Source organism: Streptomyces sp. NPDC048461 (assembly GCF_055587105.1).
Genome location: NZ_JBVJGW010000003.1, coordinates 340,485 through 357,515, shown reverse-complemented (window position 1 = coordinate 357,515; position 17,031 = coordinate 340,485). Strand labels below are relative to the sequence as shown.

14 protein-coding genes are annotated in these 17,031 nt (G+C 73.6%); 3 read left to right on the top strand and 11 right to left on the bottom strand.

Features of this window, described 5'->3' with window-relative positions; genetic code table 11:
- Positions 1 to 10: 10 nt before the first annotated feature.
- A complete protein-coding gene (locus ACZ6S8_RS07200; protein ID WP_469453268.1) occupies positions 11 to 715 on the bottom strand; it encodes an SIMPL domain-containing protein in 705 nt (234 codons plus the stop codon).
- Between the two features lie 129 nt (positions 716 to 844).
- Here ACZ6S8_RS07200 and ACZ6S8_RS07195 point away from each other — a divergent pair, with 129 nt between their 5' ends.
- Positions 845 to 2,635 carry a bifunctional metallophosphatase/5'-nucleotidase gene (locus tag ACZ6S8_RS07195; protein WP_469453267.1) on the top strand — a complete coding sequence of 597 codons (1,791 nt, stop codon included), beginning with the start codon at positions 845 to 847 and terminating at the stop codon, positions 2,633 to 2,635.
- Positions 2,636 to 2,731: 96 nt separating this feature from the next.
- Here ACZ6S8_RS07195 and ACZ6S8_RS07190 read toward each other — a convergent pair whose 3' ends face one another.
- The 7 genes from ACZ6S8_RS07190 to ACZ6S8_RS07160 all read right to left on the bottom strand — a co-directional run bounded on the left by ACZ6S8_RS07190 (position 2,732) and on the right by ACZ6S8_RS07160 (position 12,191).
- The gene (locus ACZ6S8_RS07190; protein ID WP_469453265.1) at positions 2,732 to 4,141 is read right to left on the bottom strand and encodes a lysine N(6)-hydroxylase/L-ornithine N(5)-oxygenase family protein; all 1,410 of its coding nucleotides are present in this window, start codon (positions 4,139 to 4,141) and stop codon (positions 2,732 to 2,734) included.
- Positions 4,138 to 5,547 (bottom strand): pyridoxal phosphate-dependent decarboxylase family protein, encoded by a 1,410-nt coding sequence (locus ACZ6S8_RS07185; protein WP_469453263.1) that lies wholly within the window; start codon positions 5,545 to 5,547, stop codon positions 4,138 to 4,140. Before ACZ6S8_RS07185 ends, ACZ6S8_RS07190 begins: the two co-directional genes overlap by 4 nt.
- A 697-nt stretch (positions 5,548 to 6,244) precedes the next feature.
- Complete coding sequence (gene pepN, locus ACZ6S8_RS07180; RefSeq protein WP_469453261.1) at positions 6,245 to 8,761, bottom strand: aminopeptidase N; 2,517 nt, start codon at positions 8,759 to 8,761, stop codon at positions 6,245 to 6,247.
- A gap of 39 nt (positions 8,762 to 8,800) precedes the next feature.
- Positions 8,801 to 9,145, bottom strand: a complete 345-nt coding sequence (locus ACZ6S8_RS07175) for a chorismate mutase (RefSeq protein ID WP_386521785.1) — start codon at positions 9,143 to 9,145, stop codon at positions 8,801 to 8,803.
- A gap of 107 nt (positions 9,146 to 9,252) precedes the next feature.
- Positions 9,253 to 10,407, bottom strand: coding sequence for a sensor histidine kinase (locus ACZ6S8_RS07170; protein WP_469453259.1), 1,155 nt, complete (start codon positions 10,405 to 10,407; stop codon positions 9,253 to 9,255).
- Positions 10,408 to 10,561: 154 nt separating this feature from the next.
- Entirely contained in the window at positions 10,562 to 11,215 is a 654-nt protein-coding gene (locus ACZ6S8_RS07165; protein WP_469453257.1) for a response regulator, read from the bottom strand.
- A 223-nt stretch (positions 11,216 to 11,438) separates the two neighbouring features.
- Positions 11,439 to 12,191: a serine protease gene (locus ACZ6S8_RS07160; RefSeq protein WP_469453594.1), complete on the bottom strand. Its 753-nt coding sequence runs from the start codon at positions 12,189 to 12,191 to the stop codon at positions 11,439 to 11,441.
- A gap of 173 nt (positions 12,192 to 12,364) precedes the next feature.
- Between ACZ6S8_RS07160 and ACZ6S8_RS07155 the strand changes: the two genes are divergently transcribed.
- Positions 12,365 to 13,255, top strand: a complete 891-nt coding sequence (locus tag ACZ6S8_RS07155) for a hypothetical protein (protein ID WP_469453255.1) — start codon at positions 12,365 to 12,367, stop codon at positions 13,253 to 13,255.
- A 116-nt stretch (positions 13,256 to 13,371) separates the two neighbouring features.
- Complete coding sequence (locus ACZ6S8_RS07150) at positions 13,372 to 14,079, top strand: HAD family acid phosphatase (protein WP_469453253.1); 708 nt, start codon at positions 13,372 to 13,374, stop codon at positions 14,077 to 14,079.
- 327 nt (positions 14,080 to 14,406) lie between these two features.
- Here the strand turns inward: ACZ6S8_RS07150 and ACZ6S8_RS07145 are convergent, their stop codons facing one another.
- The 3 genes from ACZ6S8_RS07145 to ACZ6S8_RS07135 all read right to left on the bottom strand — a co-directional run bounded on the left by ACZ6S8_RS07145 (position 14,407) and on the right by ACZ6S8_RS07135 (position 17,031).
- On the bottom strand, positions 14,407 to 15,090 hold the full coding sequence (locus tag ACZ6S8_RS07145) for a DUF4360 domain-containing protein (protein ID WP_469453252.1): 684 nt from the start codon (positions 15,088 to 15,090) through the stop codon (positions 14,407 to 14,409).
- A gap of 45 nt (positions 15,091 to 15,135) precedes the next feature.
- Entirely contained in the window at positions 15,136 to 15,783 is a 648-nt protein-coding gene (locus ACZ6S8_RS07140) for a DUF4360 domain-containing protein (protein WP_469453250.1), read from the bottom strand.
- Positions 15,784 to 16,122: 339 nt separating this feature from the next.
- A complete protein-coding gene (locus ACZ6S8_RS07135; protein ID WP_469453248.1) occupies positions 16,123 to 17,031 on the bottom strand; it encodes an SDR family oxidoreductase in 909 nt (302 codons plus the stop codon).

The window sequence follows — 17,031 nt, the reverse complement described above, 5'->3', positions numbered from 1 at the left end:
GTGCGGTTCCTCAGAGCTGCGGGGGCGTCATCGTGAAGCGGGCGTTCACCTGGGCGTAGACGGTCTGCCGCTGGGGTTCGAGGTCGAGCGGCGGTGCGCCCGCGTCCTCGGTGCCGCTGAAGGCCATGGTGCGCATGCCCGCGCCGGGGGCCGCCGCCTGGAAGGGGACGGCGTTCTCCGCGCCGAGGTCGGCGAGTTCGACGAGGGCGGAGAGGCGGGCGCCGAGGGCTTCGGCGTATTCGCGGGCGCGCTGGACGGCTTCGAGCACGGCCTGCCGGCGGGCCTCGCCGTGGGCGGGCGAGGTGGGCCGCAGGGCCCACCAGGGGCCGTCGACCTGGGTGAGTTCGAGGTCGGCGAGGCGGGTGGTGAGTTCACCCAAGGTGGTGAAGTCGTTGAGCTCCGCGGTGATGTGCACGCGGCCGTGGTAGGCCCGGATGCGGTCGCCGCGGCCGTGGCGGGTGAGTTCGGGGCTGATGGAGAAGGCGCCGGTCTCCAGTTTCTCCACGGGGTCGCCGTAGCTCTTGACGAGGTCGAGGACGGCGTTGTTGCGCCGGGTGAGGTCGTCGAGCGCGGTGCGGCGGTCGGTGCCGCGGGCGCTCACGGTGATGCCGATGCGGGCGATCTCCGGGTCGACCTCGATGCGGGCCTCGCCGCAGACGGCGACACGGGGTACTTCCGGGGTTCCGTAGGGCTGGTGCGCTGCGTCCTGAGTCATGCCCTCCACTGTCGCACTGTCGTCCGTACGGGTGTGGTCACCGGATCGAAACCTGGCGGGGGTGTTGCGGCTTGTTACTGCTGGGTCAGAATCTACGCGCGTTGTTCACGCCTCAAAAGGGGAGATGGCATGGCGTTCGACCGCAGGACTTTCTTGGGAACCACGGCCGCGACCGGTGCGGCCGTGGCGTTGACGGGGGCCACGAGCACCCCGGCCGCCGCGCAGTCCGGGCCGCGGACCTACTCGTTCACCGTGATGGGCACGACCGATCTGCACGGGAACGTCTTCAACTGGGACTACTTCACGGACAAGGAGTTCGACGACAAGGCGCACAACGACGTCGGCCTGGCGAAGATCTCCACCCTGGTGAACCGGGTCCGGGAGGAGAAGGGCCGGTGCAACACGCTCTTGATCGACGCGGGTGACACGATCCAGGGCACCCAGCTGTCGTACTACTACGCGAAGGTCGACCCGATCACGGCGCGGCGGGGCCCGGTGCACCCGATGGCGCAGGCGATGAACGCGATCGGCTACGACGCGGCGGCGCTGGGGAACCACGAGTTCAACTACGGCATCCCGGTGCTGCGCAAGTTCGAGGAGCAGTGCGACTTCCCGCTGCTCGGGGCGAACGCGCTGGACGCGAAGACGCTGCGGCCGGCGTTCCCGCCGTACAGCATGCACCGGCTGCGGACCCCGCACGGTCCGGACGTGAAGGTGGCGGTGCTGGGGCTGACGAACCCGGGGATCGCGATATGGGACAAGGCCAACGTGCAGGGGAAGATGACCTTCCCGGGGCTGGAGGAGCAGGCGGCGAAGTACGTGCCGAAGCTGCGCTCGATGGGCGCGGACGTGGTGATCGTCTCGGCGCACTCGGGGTCGAGCGGGACGTCCTCGTACGGGGACCAGCTGCCGTACGTCGAGAACGCCGCGGGGCTGGTGGCGGAGCAGGTGCCGGGGATCGACGCGATCCTGGTGGGGCACGCGCACACGGAGATCCCGGAGTACCGGGTGAAGAACCGGGCGACCGGCAAGGACGTGGTGCTGTCGGAGCCGCTCAAGTGGGGTCAGCGCCTGACCCTGTTCGACTTCGAGCTGACGTGGGCGAAGGGCCGCTGGTCGGTGGCGAAGGTCGCGGCGAAGGTGCTGAACTCCAACGAGGTCGCCGAGGACCGGAAGATCACCCGGCTGCTGTCGGACGAGCACCGCAAGGTCGTGGCGTACGTCAATCAGGTGATCGGCACGTCCACGCAGGCGATGTCCTCGGCGGACGGGCCGGTCAAGGACGTGGCGATCATCGATCTGATCAACCACGTCCAGGCGGAGACCGTCAGGGGCGCGCTGGCGGGTACGGAGTGGGCGGCGCTGCCGGTGGTGTCGCAGGCCTCGTGCTTCTCGCGGACGGCGGCGATCCCGGCCGGGCAGGTGACGCTCAGGGACGCGGCGGGCCTGTACCCGTTCGAGAACACCCTGGAGGCGCGGCTGCTGACCGGGGCGCAGCTGAAGGACTATCTGGAGTACTCGGCGCGGTACTTCGTGCGGGCCGCGCCCGGTGACGTGGTGGATCCGGCGAAGCTGACGAACGCCGACGGGATTCCGGACTACAACTACGACGCGGTGTACGGGTTCACGTACGACATCGACATCGCGCAGCCGGCCGGTTCGCGGATCACGGGGTTGTCGTTCGGGGGTGCGCCGGTGGATCCGGCGGCCCGGTTCGTGCTCGCGGTGAACAACTACCGGGCGTCGGGGGGCGGGAACTTCCCGCACGTGCCGCAGGCCCGGCAGGTGTGGGCGGACTCGGACGAGATCCGGAACACGATCATCCAGTGGGTGAAGGCGAAGGGGACGGTGGACCCGTCCGGATTCGCCTCGGTGGACTGGCGGCTGACGCGGGCGGGCGTGCCGGTCTTCGGGGCCTGATCGTCCGTTCCGGGGGCCGGGTTCCGCTGTGGCGGGGCCCGGCCCCCGGCGTGTGCGGGGCGTGGTTCGGGAGGGGTCCGATCCGGAGGAGACGGCCTACGGGTGTTCGACGAGCGGGAGGAGTTCGCCGGTGGGCCGGGGGCGGGTGTGTTCGCGCTGGTCGAGGCCGAAGGTGGTGAAGGCGGTGCGCACCGGCTGGGGGTAGGGCTCTTTGCCGGTGAGGGTGTTGAGGATGGCGGCGCTGCGCCAGGCGGCGAGGCCGAGGTCGGGGGCTCCGACGCCGTGGGTGTGGCGTTCGCCGTTCTGGACGAAGACGCTGCCGGTGACGCTGGGGTCGAGGACCATGCGGTGGCGGTCGTCGATGCGGGGGCGGCCGGAGGAGTCTTTCCGCAGGTACGGGTCGAGGCCGGCGAGGAGGCTGCCGAGGGGGCGTTCGCGGTAGCCGGTGGCGAGGACGACGGCGTCGGTGGTGAGGCGGGAGCGGGTGCCCTGTTCGAGGTGTTCGAGGTGGAGTTCGACCTTGGTGGTGGCGACGCGGCCGGCGGTGCGGACGCTGACGCCGGGGGTGAGGACGGCGTCGGGCCAGCCGCCGTGCAGGGAGCGGCGGTAGAGCTCCTCGTGGATGGCGGCGATGGTCTCGGCGTCGATGCCCTTGTGGAGTTGCCACTGGGAGGGGACGAGGCGGTCGCGGACCGGTTCGGGCAGGGCGTGGAAGTACCGGGTGTAGTCGGGGGTGAAGTGTTCCAGGCCGAGCTTGGAGTACTCCATGGGTGCGAAGGACGGCGTGCGGGCGAGCCAGGTGAGGCCTTCGCGGCCGGCGGGGCGGGCGCGGAGCAGGTCGAGGAAGACCTCGGCTCCGGACTGTCCGGATCCGATGACGGTGACGTGGCCGGCGCCGAGGATGCGCTCGCGGTTGTCGAGGTAGTCGGCGGAGTGGATGACCGGGACGGTGGGGGCTTCGGCGAGGGGGCGCAGGGGTTCGGGGACGAACGGGGCGGTGCCGATGCCGAGGGCGAGGTTGCGGGTGTGGGTGCGGCCGAGGGCTTCGGCTTCGCCGTCGGCGTCGACCTGGGTGAAGTCGACTTCGAAGAGGTCGCGTTCGGGGTTCCAGCGGACGGCGTCGACCTGGTGGCCGAAGTGGAGTCCGGGGAGGCGGCCGGCGACCCAGCGGCAGTAGGCGTCGTATTCGGCGCGCTGGATGTGGAACCGCTCGGCGAAGTAGAAGGGGAAGAGTCGTTCCTTCTGCTTGAGGTAGTTCAGGAAGCTCCAGGGGCTGGCCGGGTCGGCGAGGGTGACCAGGTCGGCGAGGAAGGGGACCTGGAGGGTGGCGCCGTCGATGAGGAGGCCGGGGTGCCAGCGGAAGTCGCGGCGCTGGTCGTAGAAGGCGGTGGCGAGTTCGCCCGCTCCTTGCTGCGGCAGGCCGTGGGCGAGGGCCGCGAGGGACAGGTTGAACGGGCCGATGCCGATTCCGACGAGGTCGTGGGGCGCATCGAGGTGTGCGGTCATCGGTGGGTGCTGCCTTCCAGGAGGGCGACGAGGGTGTCCAGGTCCCCCGCCGTGGTGTGGGGGTTGAGCAGGGTCGCCTTGAGCCAGAGGCGGCCGTCGGCGCGGGCGCGGCCGAGGACGGCGCGGCCTTCGTGGAGGAGGGTGCGGCGCAGGGCGGCGAGCTGCTCGTCGTCGGCGTGGGCGGGCCGGAAGAGGACGGTGCTGATGGTGGGCGGGGCGTGGAGTTCGAAGCCGGGGTGGGCGTCGAGGCGCCGGGCGAGGTCCTCGGCCAGGGCGCAGGTGCGGTCGACGAGGCGGACGAGGCCGTCGCGGCCGAGGGAGCGCAGGGTCGCCGCGATCTTCAGGGCGTCGGGGCGGCGGGTGGTGCGCAGGGAGCGGCCGAGGAGGTCGGGGAGGCCGGCTTCGGTGTCGTCGGTGGCGTTGAGGTAGTCGGCCTGGTGGGCGAGGGGGGCCAGGAGGGCGGCGTCGGGGACGGTGAGGAGTCCGGCGGCGACGGGCTGCCAGCCGAGTTTGTGGAGGTCGACGGTGACGGACCGGGCGCGGTCGAGGCCGGCGAGTTTGGGGCGGTGGCGGGGGCTGAGGGCGAGGAGTCCGCCGTAGGCGGCGTCGACGTGGAGTTCGGCGCTGCCGTGCCGGTCGCAGAGGTCGGCGATCTCGGGGAGGGGGTCGATGAGGCCGGCGTCGGTGGTTCCGGCGGTGGCGGTGACGAGGACGGGGCCGGTGGTGGCGGCGAGGGCGTCGGCGAGGTCGGCGGGGTGGAGGGTGCCGGTGGGGGTCGGTACGGACACGGCGGGCGGGAGGCCGAGGAGCCAGGCGGCGCGGGGCACGGAGTGGTGGGCGTTGGCGCCGTGCAGGACGGTGAGGGCCGGGCCGTGGCGTTCGCGGGCGAGGAGGAGGGCGAGTTGGTTGGACTCGGTGCCGCCGGTGGTGACGAGGGCGTCGGGGTGCGGGGCGTCCGGGTGGAACTCGGCGGCGAGGGCGCGGGTGAGGAGGGCTTCGACGGCGGAGGCGGCGGGGGCCTGGTCCCAGGAGTCGAGGGAGGGGTTGAGGGCGCTGGCGGCGAGGTCGGCGGCGGCCGCGACGGCGAGCGGCGGGCAGTGGAGGTGGGCCGCGCAGAGCGGGTCGGCGGGGTCTGCGGCGCCGGCGGCGAGGGCGTGCACGAGGGTCCGCAGCGCTTCGTGGTCGCCGGTTCCGTGCGCGGGGAGCACGTCGCCCAGTGCGGTCCGGACCCGGGCGGTGGTGGTGTCGGGCCCGCCGGCCGGGAGGGGTCCGCCGCGTTCGGCGGCGCCGGTGCGCAGGGCGTCGAGGACGGTGTCGAGCAGGGGGCGCAGCGCGTCGGGGCCGTGGTGGCCGCCGGCGAGCGGCGGCGGGGGCGGCGGGGTGCGGGTGCCGGGCAGCGCCGTCATGCGGTGTCCCTCCGGTGGCTGGGCGGTGGGGCCGCGCCCGCCGAGGCGGGGCGGGGCACCCGGCCCGTACAACGAGGAGACCCGAATGGGGTAACCGCCGGGGTGTGTCCGGGGACGATTTTCGGCCGTGACCTCCCCGGGGGTCCGGGTGGGCCGGGGCGGGCCGTGCCAGGGCCGGTTGGCGAGGGGACCGTGCCAGGGCCGGCCGTGCCGGGGCGGGTTGGCGGGGCGGGCCGTGCCGGGGCGGGTTGGCGAGGGGGGCCCGCGCAGGAAGCCGGTGCCGGGGCCGGCCACTGCGGGAGACCCCGCGCAGGGAGGCGGGGCAGACCGTGCCGGGGCCGGGTTGGCGGGGCGGGGCCGGGTTTGGCGGGGCGGGCCATGCCAGGGCCGGTTGGCGGGGCGGGCCGAGCCGGGGCGGGTGGGGGCGCTGCGCGTGCTGTTCCCCGGCCCGCCCTTCCTCCGTTCCCCGGGCTCCGCCCGGACCCGGTCCTCAAACGCCGGACGGGCTGGAATGCGGGCTTCGGGTGGGCGGAAGGGAGCCGTCCGGGCCACCCCACGGGGACCGGGTCAGGGGGCGTGGACGCGCGGAAGGCGCCGGGCCGCCGGGTCCGGGCCACCCCCACGGGGGCCGGGGGAAGGCGGCGGGCCGCCGGGCCTGGACCCCGTGGGGGTGGTGGCCCGGCGGTCCGGGGGCGGGTTACGGGGTGCGGATGTGGAGGGCTCGGGCGAGGTCGTCGAGCTGGTCCACCAGCTTGCGGCGCAGGAGCGGGAGGATCTCGGGGTTCTCCAGGCAGGCGCGGCCGGCCCGGAGGTGGGCCTCGTCGGCGGCGTGGACGGGGAACGCCCAGCGGCCGGCCGCTTCGGCGATGGCCGGGCCGCGGCGGGCTCCGAGGGCGACGGCGTCGGGGTAGAACCGGGGCACGTACTCCCGTACGAGATCGGCCTGTTCGGGCTGCCAGAAGCCCTGGGCCGTGGCGCTGAACAGGTAGTTGGACAGGCTGTCGTCGTGGAAGAGGCGGTCCCAGGCGGCGGCCTTGGCCTCCGGTGTGGGGAGGGCGGCGCGGCAGCGGGCCGCGCCCTCCTCGCCGGTGGCGCTGGGGTCGGCGGCGAAGGCGGCGGCGATCCGCTCCTCCCCGACCGCGCCGAGGACGGACAGCCGGGCCAGGATGCGCCAGCGCAGTTCGGGGTCGAGTGCGGGGCCGCCGGGGACGGTGTCGTCGTCGAGCCAGGCGGTGAGGGTGTCGGGGCGGGTGGCGCTGTCGATGAGGACGCGTACGGCGGCCAGCCGCAGGCCGGGCGCCGAGCCGTCCTCGGTGCGCCGCAGCAGGTCGCGGGCGAGGTCGGTGAGGGTGCCGAGCGCCTCGGTCCGCTGGGCGGGGGCGAGGTAGCGGTCGGCGATCTGGGTGCGGGCGAAGGCCAGGACGCCCTGGACGACGGCCAGGTCGGCCTCCTCCGGGAGGTGCGCGGCGGCGGTCGCCAGGTAGACGGCCGGGTCGAGTTCGCCGTCGCGGACCATGTCGCGCAGGGCGTTCCAGACGACGGCGCGGGTGAGGGCGTCGGGGATGCCGGAGAGGCTGTTCAGGACGGTCTCGACGGAGGTCGCGTCGAGGCGGACCTTGGCGTAGCCGAGGTCGCCGTCGTTGAGGAGCAGCAGCGCGGGGCGGGGGCCGTCGGCGGAGACGACCTCGTCGGAGGGGACGTCGAGGTGGAGGAGTTCGGTGCGCTCCAGGGTCCGTCCGTCGCCGGGGTCCCGGTGGTAGACGCCGACGGCGATGTGGTGCGGGCGGTTGCCGTCGCGGTCGACGGTGAGGGTCCAGCCGCCGGGGCCGCCGGGGCTGTCCTGGATCTGCGGGCGGAGGGTGTCGATGCCGGTGGTGCGCAGCCAGGCCTCGGCCCAGGCGTGGACGTCGCGGTCGGTGTGGGCGGCGAGGGAGTCGACGAAGTCGGCGAGGGAGGCGTTGGCGAACTTGTGGCGGGCGAAGTGGGTGTTGATGCCGGCCAGGAAGTCCTTCTCGCCGAGCCAGGCGACGAGCTGGCGCAGGGCGGAGGCGCCCTTGGCGTAGGAGATCCCGTCGAAGTTGAGGAGCGCGGACGCGGTGTCGGGGACGTCCTCGGGGGCGGGGGCGACGGGGTGGGTGGAGGGGCGCTGGTCCGCGTCGTAGCCCCAGGACTTGCGGGTGACGCCGAAGTCGACCCAGGTGTCGGTGAAGCGGGTGGCTTCGGTGAGGGTCTGGTAGCCCATGTACTCGGCGAAGGACTCGTTCAGCCAGATGTCGTCGAACCAGGCGAGGGTGACGAGGTCGCCGAACCACATGTGGGCCATCTCGTGGGCGATGACCATGGCGCGGGTCTGGCGCTCGGTCTCGGTGACGGCGGAGCGGTAGATGAACTCGTCGCGGAAGGTGACCAGTCCGGGGTTCTCCATGGCGCCCGCGTTGAACTCCGGGACGAAGGCCTGGTCGTACGAGTCGAAGGGGTACGGCTCGCCGAACTTCTCCTGGTAGCGGTCGAAGCAGTCCCGGGTGACGGAGAGGATCTCCTCGGCGTCCTCGTCCAGGTGGGGCGCGAGGGACTGCCGGCAGTGGATGCCGAAGGGCAGTCCGGCGTGTTCGACGCGCACGCTGTGCCAGGGGCCGGCGGCGACGGCGGCGAGGTACGTGGAGATGAGGGGGGTGGGGGCGGAGTTCCAGACGCCGGCCCCGTCCGTTTCGCGTTCGCCGGTGCGCGTGGTGACGCCGTTGGCGAGGACGGTCCAGTGGGCGGGGGCGGTGACGGTGAAGGCGAAGACGGCCTTGAGGTCGGGCTGGTCGAAGGCGGGGAAGACGCGCTGGACGTCGTCCATGAACATCTGGCTGTAGACGTACGTCTCCCCGTCCGCGGGGTCGGTGAAGCGGTGCAGGCCTTCGCCGGTGCGGGAGTAGCGCATGCGGGTGTCGATGCGCAGCTCGTGGGGGCCTTCGGTGAGGCCGGTGAGCGGGAGGCGGTTGTCGGTGAGGGACGCCGGGTCGAGGGGGTCGCCGTCGAGGGTGGCGGAGCGCAGCTCGTCCGGTTTCAGTTCCAGGAAGGTGTCTCCGGGGGCGAGGGCCGTGAACCGGATGACGGTGCTGGATTCGAAGGTGTCGTCGCCGCCGGTGAGGTCGAGGGTGACGGCGTACTGCCGGACGTCGAGGAGCCGGGCTCGTTGCTGCGCTTCGGTGCGTGTCAGTGCGGACATGAGCCCATGCTGCCGCAGTGGGCGGCCGGACCCAGTTTTCTACTCTTCGCCCGCGGCGATCGTCTCGTGGTGGCGGATGACCTCGGCGATGATGAAGGTGAGGAGCTTCTCGGCGAAGGCCGGGTCGAGCTTGGCGTTCTCGGCGAGCTGGCGCAGCCGGGCGATCTGGCTGGCCTCGCGGCCCGGGTCGGCCGGGGGCAGCTGGTGGCGGGCCTTGAGGTGGCCGACCTGCTGGGTGCACTTGAAGCGTTCGGCGAGCATGTGGACGACGGCGGCGTCGATGTTGTCGATGCTGTCCCGCAGCCGGGCCAGCTCGGCGGCGACGTTCTCGTCGGTCCCGCCGGTGGCCGGGGGCGTGCCGTGGTCGGTGGCGCTGTTGTTCATGGTCCCCGAGAATACGCGGCGCCCGCGGGTGGTCCTCCGGTCCGGTCGGTGGCTGAGACGGCCGCCGGGGCGGGCCGGTGCCTTCCGGGCGTTCCGGGCGGCGGGGCTCACAGGGGCAGGGTGGCGGTGACGAGCCAGCCGCCCTCGGGGGCCGGGCCCGCGGTGAGGCGGCCGCCGAGGGCCTCGGCGCGTTCGGCCATGCCGACGAGGCCGTAGCCGCCGCCGCGGGCGTTGTCGGAGAGTCTGGCGGGGCGGCCGCCGTCGTCGGCGATGCGGATCTCCAGTCCGGCCGGTACGGTCCGCAGGCCGACGCGGACGGCGGTGGCGGTGGCGGCGTGCTTGCCGATGTTGGTGAGGGCTTCGAGGACGATGCGGTGGGCGGTGGCGGCGACGTCGCCGGGGAGCCGGTCGGCCAGGCCGTCCTCGACGGAGAGGGCGACGGGCGGCCCGGTGACGGAGAACCGTTCGGTGAGTCCGCGCAGGTCGGCGAGGCCCGCGACCGGGGCGGTTCCGGGCTGGGGTCCGGCCGCGTCGCTCTCGCGGAGGATCTTGACGAGGCGGCGCATCGAGCCGAGGGCCTCGTCGCCCGCGGTCTCGATCCGGCCGAAGATCTCGGCGGCGCGTTCGGCGGAGACCTGGGTGAAGCGGGCGGCCCGTGCCTCGACGACGATCCCGGTGACGTGGTGGGCGACGAGGTCGTGGAGCTCGCGGGCGAGCTCCAGGCGTTCCGCGGTGCGTACGGCGCTCAGCTCGCGCACCCGCTGGCCGGACTGGAGGCGCTGCAGGAGGGAGTACGCGGCGACGACGACGGCCAGTACGGAGAAGAGCAGCGTGAACCGGCCGGGGTCGGCGTCCCGCACCGGTACGGCCATGCAGCCGAGGCCGAGGAGCGGGCCGAGGACGGCGGCGGTGCGGGCGGGGGCCCGGAGCAGGACCTGGGAGAGCAGGACGAGGAGGGCGATGGCCTCGCCGCCGCCCCAGACGACGAGGGGGTGGTTGCCGAAGATCAGCAGGAGGGTGACGGTCCAGGTGACGGCCGCCGCGAACCAGGCGCGGGTCAGGAGGGGGACGGCGGGCCAGGGCGCGGCGCTGAGGCAGACGAGGATGCCGGAGGCCCACACGGCGGCGTGCGGGAGGCTGGGCTGGCGGGCCAGGACCACGCCCTCGAAGGTGACGAGGGCGAGCAGGACGAGGGAGAGGGCGATGCGGATCCCGTCGGCGGCGTGCGGGTGCCGGCGGGCCCAGCCGGCGAGCGGACTCACCGCCGCCCCCCGAGGGCACCGGGCCCGCGCCCGAGGCCGGTCCGGTCGGACGTGCGTGCCCCCCGGGCGGGCGGGCGTACCCGGGCGGGCGGGCGTACCCGGGTGGGCGGGCGTACCCCGGCGGGCTGGTGCACCCCGGCGGGCGGGGGTGGGGTCACGCCGCGCCGGCGGCCAGGCCGCTTTCCCAGGCCCAGGCGGCGATCTCGACGCGGTTGCGGGCGTCGAGCTTGGCCTGGACGTTCGCCAGGTGGGTCTTCACGGTGGAGAGGGAGACGAACAGCTCCCCCGCGATCTCCGCGTTGGTCAGACCGCGTGCCAGGGCGCGCACGACCTCGCGTTCCCGCTCGGTCAGGGGCTCGGCGGGCCTGCGGGCGGCCGCGCCGGTGGTCCGCGGGGCCATCTCGCGCAGCAGCCGCACCGTGATGGCCGGCGAGACGAGGGAGTCTCCGACGGCCGCCGCCCGGACGGCTTCAACCAGCATGGCCGGGCTCGCGTCCTTCAGGAGGAAGCCGGACGCTCCGCCGTGGAGCGCGGCGTGGACGTACTCGTCGAGGTCGAAGGTGGTGACGATGACGATGCGCGGGCCGTCGCGGCCGGAGAGCCGCCGGGTGACTTCGAGCCCGTCGAGCTTCGGCATCCGGATGTCGAGGAGCAGGACGTCGGGACGGTGCTCGGCGACGGCCGCGAGGGCGGCCTCGCCGTCGACCACGTCGGCGACGACCTCGATGTCGGGCTGGCTTTCGAGGATCATCCGGAAGCCGGTCCTGACCATCTCCTGGTCGTCCGCGATGACCACTCTGATCGCCATGCGCCACCCATCCCGCCGTCACCCGCCGCCACTGCCGGTCCCCACCCATGGGACCGGTGCGCGCCGCGGCCCGCAACCGCAGCGGGGGCCGCGGGAGGGGCGCCGCGGGACGGGGAGGGCGGTGTTCCGGCCGTACGACGCTCCGGACGAGGTTACGTGCGCCCGGGGGACGGCGCCTCGTCCTTCCGGCCGGAACCGTCCCGGCCGGAAGGACGAGCCGGTGCTACAGGCCGGCCGCGGCGCTCTTGATCGCGGCGGCGAAGGTGGACACCTCGGTGTAGACGCCGGGGTAGCCGGCGCGGGCGCAGCCCTCGCCCCAGCTGACGATGCCGACCTGGATCCAGGCGTTCGCGTTGTCGCGGCGGAACATCGGGCCGCCGGAGTCGCCCTGGCAGGTGTCGACGCCGCCCTGGCTGTAGCCGGCGCAGATCTCCTCGGCCGGGACCAGGCTGCTGCCGTAGGCGTTCTTGCAGCTGGCGTCGGAGACGAACGGGACGGTGGCCTTCATGAGGTACCGCTGCTGGCCGCCGCCCTCGCGGGTGGCGCCCCAGCCGGCGACGGTGAAGGTGCCGCTGTCGTAGGCCTTCGTCTCGGCGATCTTGAGGGTGGGCAGGTTGATGGGCTTGGCGAGCTTGATGAGGGCCCAGTCCTTGCCCGTGCCGTTGTAGCCGGGGGCCTGGAGGACCTTGGTGGACTTCACCTTGATCGCGCTGGCGCTGTTGAGGTCGACGACTCCGGCGGTGGCGGTGATGGAGGTGTTGTTGCCGGAGCCGTTCACACAGTGGGCGGCGGTGAGGACTATCTGCTGGGTGTAGAGGGCGCCGCCGCAGCCCATGGACAGGCGCACCATGAAGGGGAACTCGCCTTGTGCGGCGCGGGTTCCGCCGACGACGGGGCTCGGGGCGGCGCCGGCGTTGGAGGGCTGGAGGCTGACGGCGGCGAGGGCGACGGCGCCGACGGCGAGGGTGCGCTTCATGAAGCGGACAAGAGTGCTCACGCTCAACACACTGCCTTTCGTGGGGGGTTGGGCTGTGCGTGTCATCGGGTGAATGACGAGTCCATGACACATCACGCGTATGGCCGACATCAAGAACGCATTTTTGGCCAACTGCCCGCCCCGGCGACAGGGATTGCGGCGAGGAGCACCCGATGACGCGGAACGGCAGGCCCCCGGGGCCGATCGAGCACGGATTTCCACACCTGGACGTCGTCCGGGCCTCCATCACCGCGCTCTTCCGCCGGCTGTCGGCCGACGGGATCCGCGTATACGACACGAGCTTCGCCCCCGCCGACGCCGCCTTCGGCCCCGACGAGGACCTGCACCTGGGGGCGCAGCGGGTGGCGTCGGCGATGGTCCGCGCCCTGCGGCTGCCCGACGCCCGCGTGGTGGTCGCCTTCCGGCCGATGGAGGAGGCCGCCACCGTCGAACTGGCCTCCGGGCCCGAGTACTTCGTCGAGGTCAGCGACCGCTTCCGGACCCGCCGCGGGGACCTCGCGGCGGCCCTCTCCCACGAGGTCGCGCACGTCCTGCTGCACCGCCTGGACCTGCGCTTCCCGGCCACCGCGGACAACGAGATCCTCACCGACACCACCGCCGCCTACCTCGGGGCCGGCTGGCTGCTGCTCGACGCCTACCGCGAGGACGCGCTGACCCACCAGAAGTTCGGCTACCTCACCCCGGAGGAGTTCGGCTACGTCCTGGCCCGCCGGGGCCGGCTCCTCGGCGAGGACCTCTCCGCCTGGTTCACCAGCCCCCGGGCGTACGAGGCGTACGTGCGCGGCCGCGCCCGGGCCGACCGGGACCACCGCCGGGCGCCGCTCGCCGCGGCGGGCCCGATCGAGCGGCGGCGCTACGCCCGCGCCCGCCGGGCCGGGAGCACCCCGGGGCGCGGGGCGGAGTACCGCTTCGAGGAGCACGGCGCCGGGCCGCTGGTGAGCTTCCCCTGCCCGGTCTGCGATCAGCGGCTGCGCCTCCCGGTGCGGGGTCCGGTGCGGGCGCGGTGCGCACTGTGCCGCACGGTCCTGGAGTGCGACACGTAGCGGGGAGTTCACCACCCGGCTGCGAAAAGTTACTTACCGGCCAGTAGACAGCGGGCCCGGGCATCGCCGAGCCTGGTCGCGTCCATGTCAATCCGCGATCCAGGGAGCGCTCCCCCATGCGCAGCACCCGCCGCACCCGCACGTCCCGTACGCCCCGTACCGCCGCCGCCGCACTGGCCGCGGCGGCCGCCGTCCTGACGCTGCTTCCGGCCACGACCGCCTCGGCGGCTCCGGCCGCGAGCCCGGCGGCGCCTGCCTACACGAGCGCCTCCGCGCTCTCCGCGGCCACCTCGTCCGCCCCCGGCGGCAACGCGGCCATCCTCGGCATCGACTACGGCACCTGGCAGCGCGACGTCGCCGCTGTCATCGACGCGGTACGGCCCGCCATCGAGCAGCGCATCGCCGCGTCGCCGGCCGGCGAGCGGCCCGCGATCGTCCTCGACGTCGACAACTCCTCGCTGGAGACGGACTTCCACTGGTTCTGGACCTTCCCGACCCCGGCGATCTCCAAGGTCCGCGAGCTGACCCGGTACGCGAGCGAGCGCGGCGTCGCGATCTTCTTCGTCACCGCCCGCCCGGGGATCGTGCAGTCCCTCACCGACTACAACCTCAAGGCCGTCGGCTACCCGGTGTCGGGGCTCTACGTCCGCGACCTGCCCGACCTGTTCGACGAGGTCAGCGCCTACAAGACGGGCAAGCGCGCCGAGATCGAGGGCCGCGGCTACACGATCATCGCCAACATCGGCAACAAGCAGAGCGACCTCGTCGGCGGCCACGCCGAACGGACCGTCAAGCTCCCGGACTACGGCGGCAAGCTCTCCTGACCCCCGGGCTCGGGACCGGGACCGGCCCCGGTCCCGGGCCGCTCCGGAGCCCCGGCGCGGACGACGCAGAACATGATGGGTCCGGCGCGGTTCAGCGGGCGGGTGGAGCGGGTATTGATACCCCATCGCACGAATGAAGGACCCGGACCCGACCCCTCGCCAGGGGGCCGGGCCCGGCCTTTTTCACGGCCCGCACGCGCCCGTCGGCCGACCCGCACGCGCCCGGCAGCCGGGCGTCACGCGCCCGCCGGGCGGCCGTCGGCGCCGGCGTCCCGGCACGCGTCGGGGGCGGAGCCCGCGACGGCCCCGCCCCCCGGTTCGCCCGCCCTATCGACCGGGGCACACCTGCCAGGCGAGGTGGTAGAGGGTGCTGACGCTGGCATCGGTGGAGTCCATCGCCATGAAGCTCGTCACCGCCTGCGGGTTGGACGTGCCCGCGTTCACGCGCAGCTCGGTGTTGATGTTGAAGTTGCGCTTCTCCCCGCAGGGCGCCCAGACCAGGTCGGCGTATTCCGTCTTGTCGGTCGCCTGCCAGTTGTCGTTGAACGGGCCGTTGAACTGGTGCGTCCGCTGGGAGGTCTGGGGCATTCCCTGGAAGTAGTAACTCGCCCTTTCCTGCCCCCACGCGCCGGGCTGGAGAAATGCGAATCCGCGGTAATCCGCCTGGACGATCGCGTAGGTGAAGCCCGACGGGACGTGGACGCGCAGATTGAGCTGACAGTTCTTGCGGAAGGCGGTCGGCGGGGCGCCCGGGCCGACCTGCGCGAGGTACTCACTGTAGGTGACGGTGAAGGCCGTGTTGTCGGGGGCGACCGCCACCTCGGCGGTGCCCTCCCGGCAGCCGGATCCGTTCACCGTGGCGAGCTCGATCACGATCTTGTCGGGCGGCGCGGTGATCGGGCCGCCGCCGGTGCCCGTACCGGCCGCTCCGGCCGGTGTCGCCACCGCCGCGGCGATGAGGGCGGCGATGGCGCCGCCGGTGAGCAGGGTGCGGGACAGGGGATGAGACATCGTTGTCACTCCTGGCCGTGAGTCGGGATTCCTGTACGCACTCCGTCAGACCTCGGTGCACTGCCTCCACTCGAAGTGGTAGACCGTGCTGACGCTGCCGTCGGTCGAGTCCATGCTCATGAAGCTCTGGGCCTGCGGGTTCGAGGAGCCCGCGTAGACGCGCAGTTCGGTGTTCACGTTGAGGTTGCGCTCCTCGCCGCAGGGCGCCCAGACCAGGTCCGCGTACTCGGTCCGGTCGCTCGCCTGCCAGTTGTCCGAGTACGGCCCGTTGAACTGGTGGGTCGTACGGGCCGACTGGGCGGCGCCCTGGAAGTAGTAGTTCGCGCGCTCCTGGCCGAAGGCGCCGCGCTGGAGGTGCGCGAAGCCGCGGTAGTCGGCCCGGGCGATGGCGTACGTGAACCCCTGGGGCACGTGGATGCGCAGGGCGAGCTGGCAGTTCTTGCGGAACTCGGTGCCGCCGGAGCCGGCGCCCGTCTGGGCGAGGTAGTCGCTGTACGTGACGGTGAAGGCGGTGTTGTCGGAGGCGGCGGCGACGTCCGCGGTCCCCTGCGGACATCCCGAGCCGTTGACCCCGACCACGTCGACGGTGATTCTCCCGGGCGGCGTGGGGACGGTATCGGCGTGCGCGGGTGCGGAAACGGCCAGGAGGGCCGTGACCGCCGCGCCGACGAGGGGTCTGCGGAGCGACGTCATTGTTTCTCCAATTCGTCCGGAGCCCTCCGGAACCGAATTCCGGAGGGGCACGCACATGGATTGGGCATGCACATGCCATCACGGCCGGACCGGGCGGGGAAGGCCCGGTTACGGCCAACGCCCGCCGCCCGCGCCCCCTGGCCGGAACCGACGAGTCCGCCGCCCCCTCCCGCACCCCGCCCATCAGCCCGGCGACCCCGCCCGCCCGGGCGGCGGCGCCCGCCGGGGAGGCCCAGGATGACCGGAACCCCGCAACGGGCCCGCCGCCGGCCGGCCGTTCACCCGCCGGAAGGGACCCGCCCGACGGGACCCGGGACCCGCCCGCCGGAAGGGACCCGCCTACCGGGACCCGTACACCGGCAGCGGGTGCTCCGCGGCCGACAGGAGCTTCGCCGCCGCCTCCCCCGCCTCCGCCGGGGTCCAGCGGGCGCCGCGGTCGGCCGTGGGGCCGGGGCGCCAGCCCTCCATCACCGTGATGCGGCCGCCCTCCGCCTCGAAGACCCGGCCCGTCACCCCCGCCGAGGCGTCCGAGCCCAGCCACACCACCAGCGGGGACACGTTCTCCGGTGCCATCGCGTCGAATCCGCCCTCGTCCGGGGCGGCCATGGTCTCCGCGAAGGTCTGCTCCGTCATCCGGGTGCGGGCCGCCGGGGCGATCGCGTTGACCTGGACCCCGTACCGGCCCGTCTCCGCCGCCGAGACCAGGGTCAGCCCGAGGATGCCCGCCTTGGCCGCGCTGTAGTTGCCCTGGCCCACCGAGCCCAACAGCCCGGCCCCCGAAGAGGTGTTGACGACCCGGGCCGCCACCCGGCGCCCCGCCTTCGCCTCCGCCCGCCACCAGGCGGCCGCCGAGCGCAGCGGCAGGAAGTGGCCCTTCAGGTGGACCCGCATCACCGCGTCCCAGTCGTCCTCGTCCAGGTTGACGAGCATCCGGTCGCGCAGAAACCCCGCGTTGTTGACCAGGGTGTCCAGCCGGCCGAAGCGGCCGACCGCGCAGTCGACCAGCGACGCGGCCCCCTCGCCCGTCGCGACGTCCCCGCCGTGCGCGACCGCCTCCCCGCCCAGCGCCTCGATCTCCGCGACCACCCGGGCCGCCGGGCTCCCCGGGCCGGGGAGCCCGTCGAGCCCCACCCCCAGGTCGTTCACCACGACCTTCGCGCCCTCCGCCGCGAAGGCCAGCGCGTGCGCCCGCCCCAGCCCCCGCCCCGCTCCCGTCACGATCACGACCCTGCCTTCGGCCATGCCCAT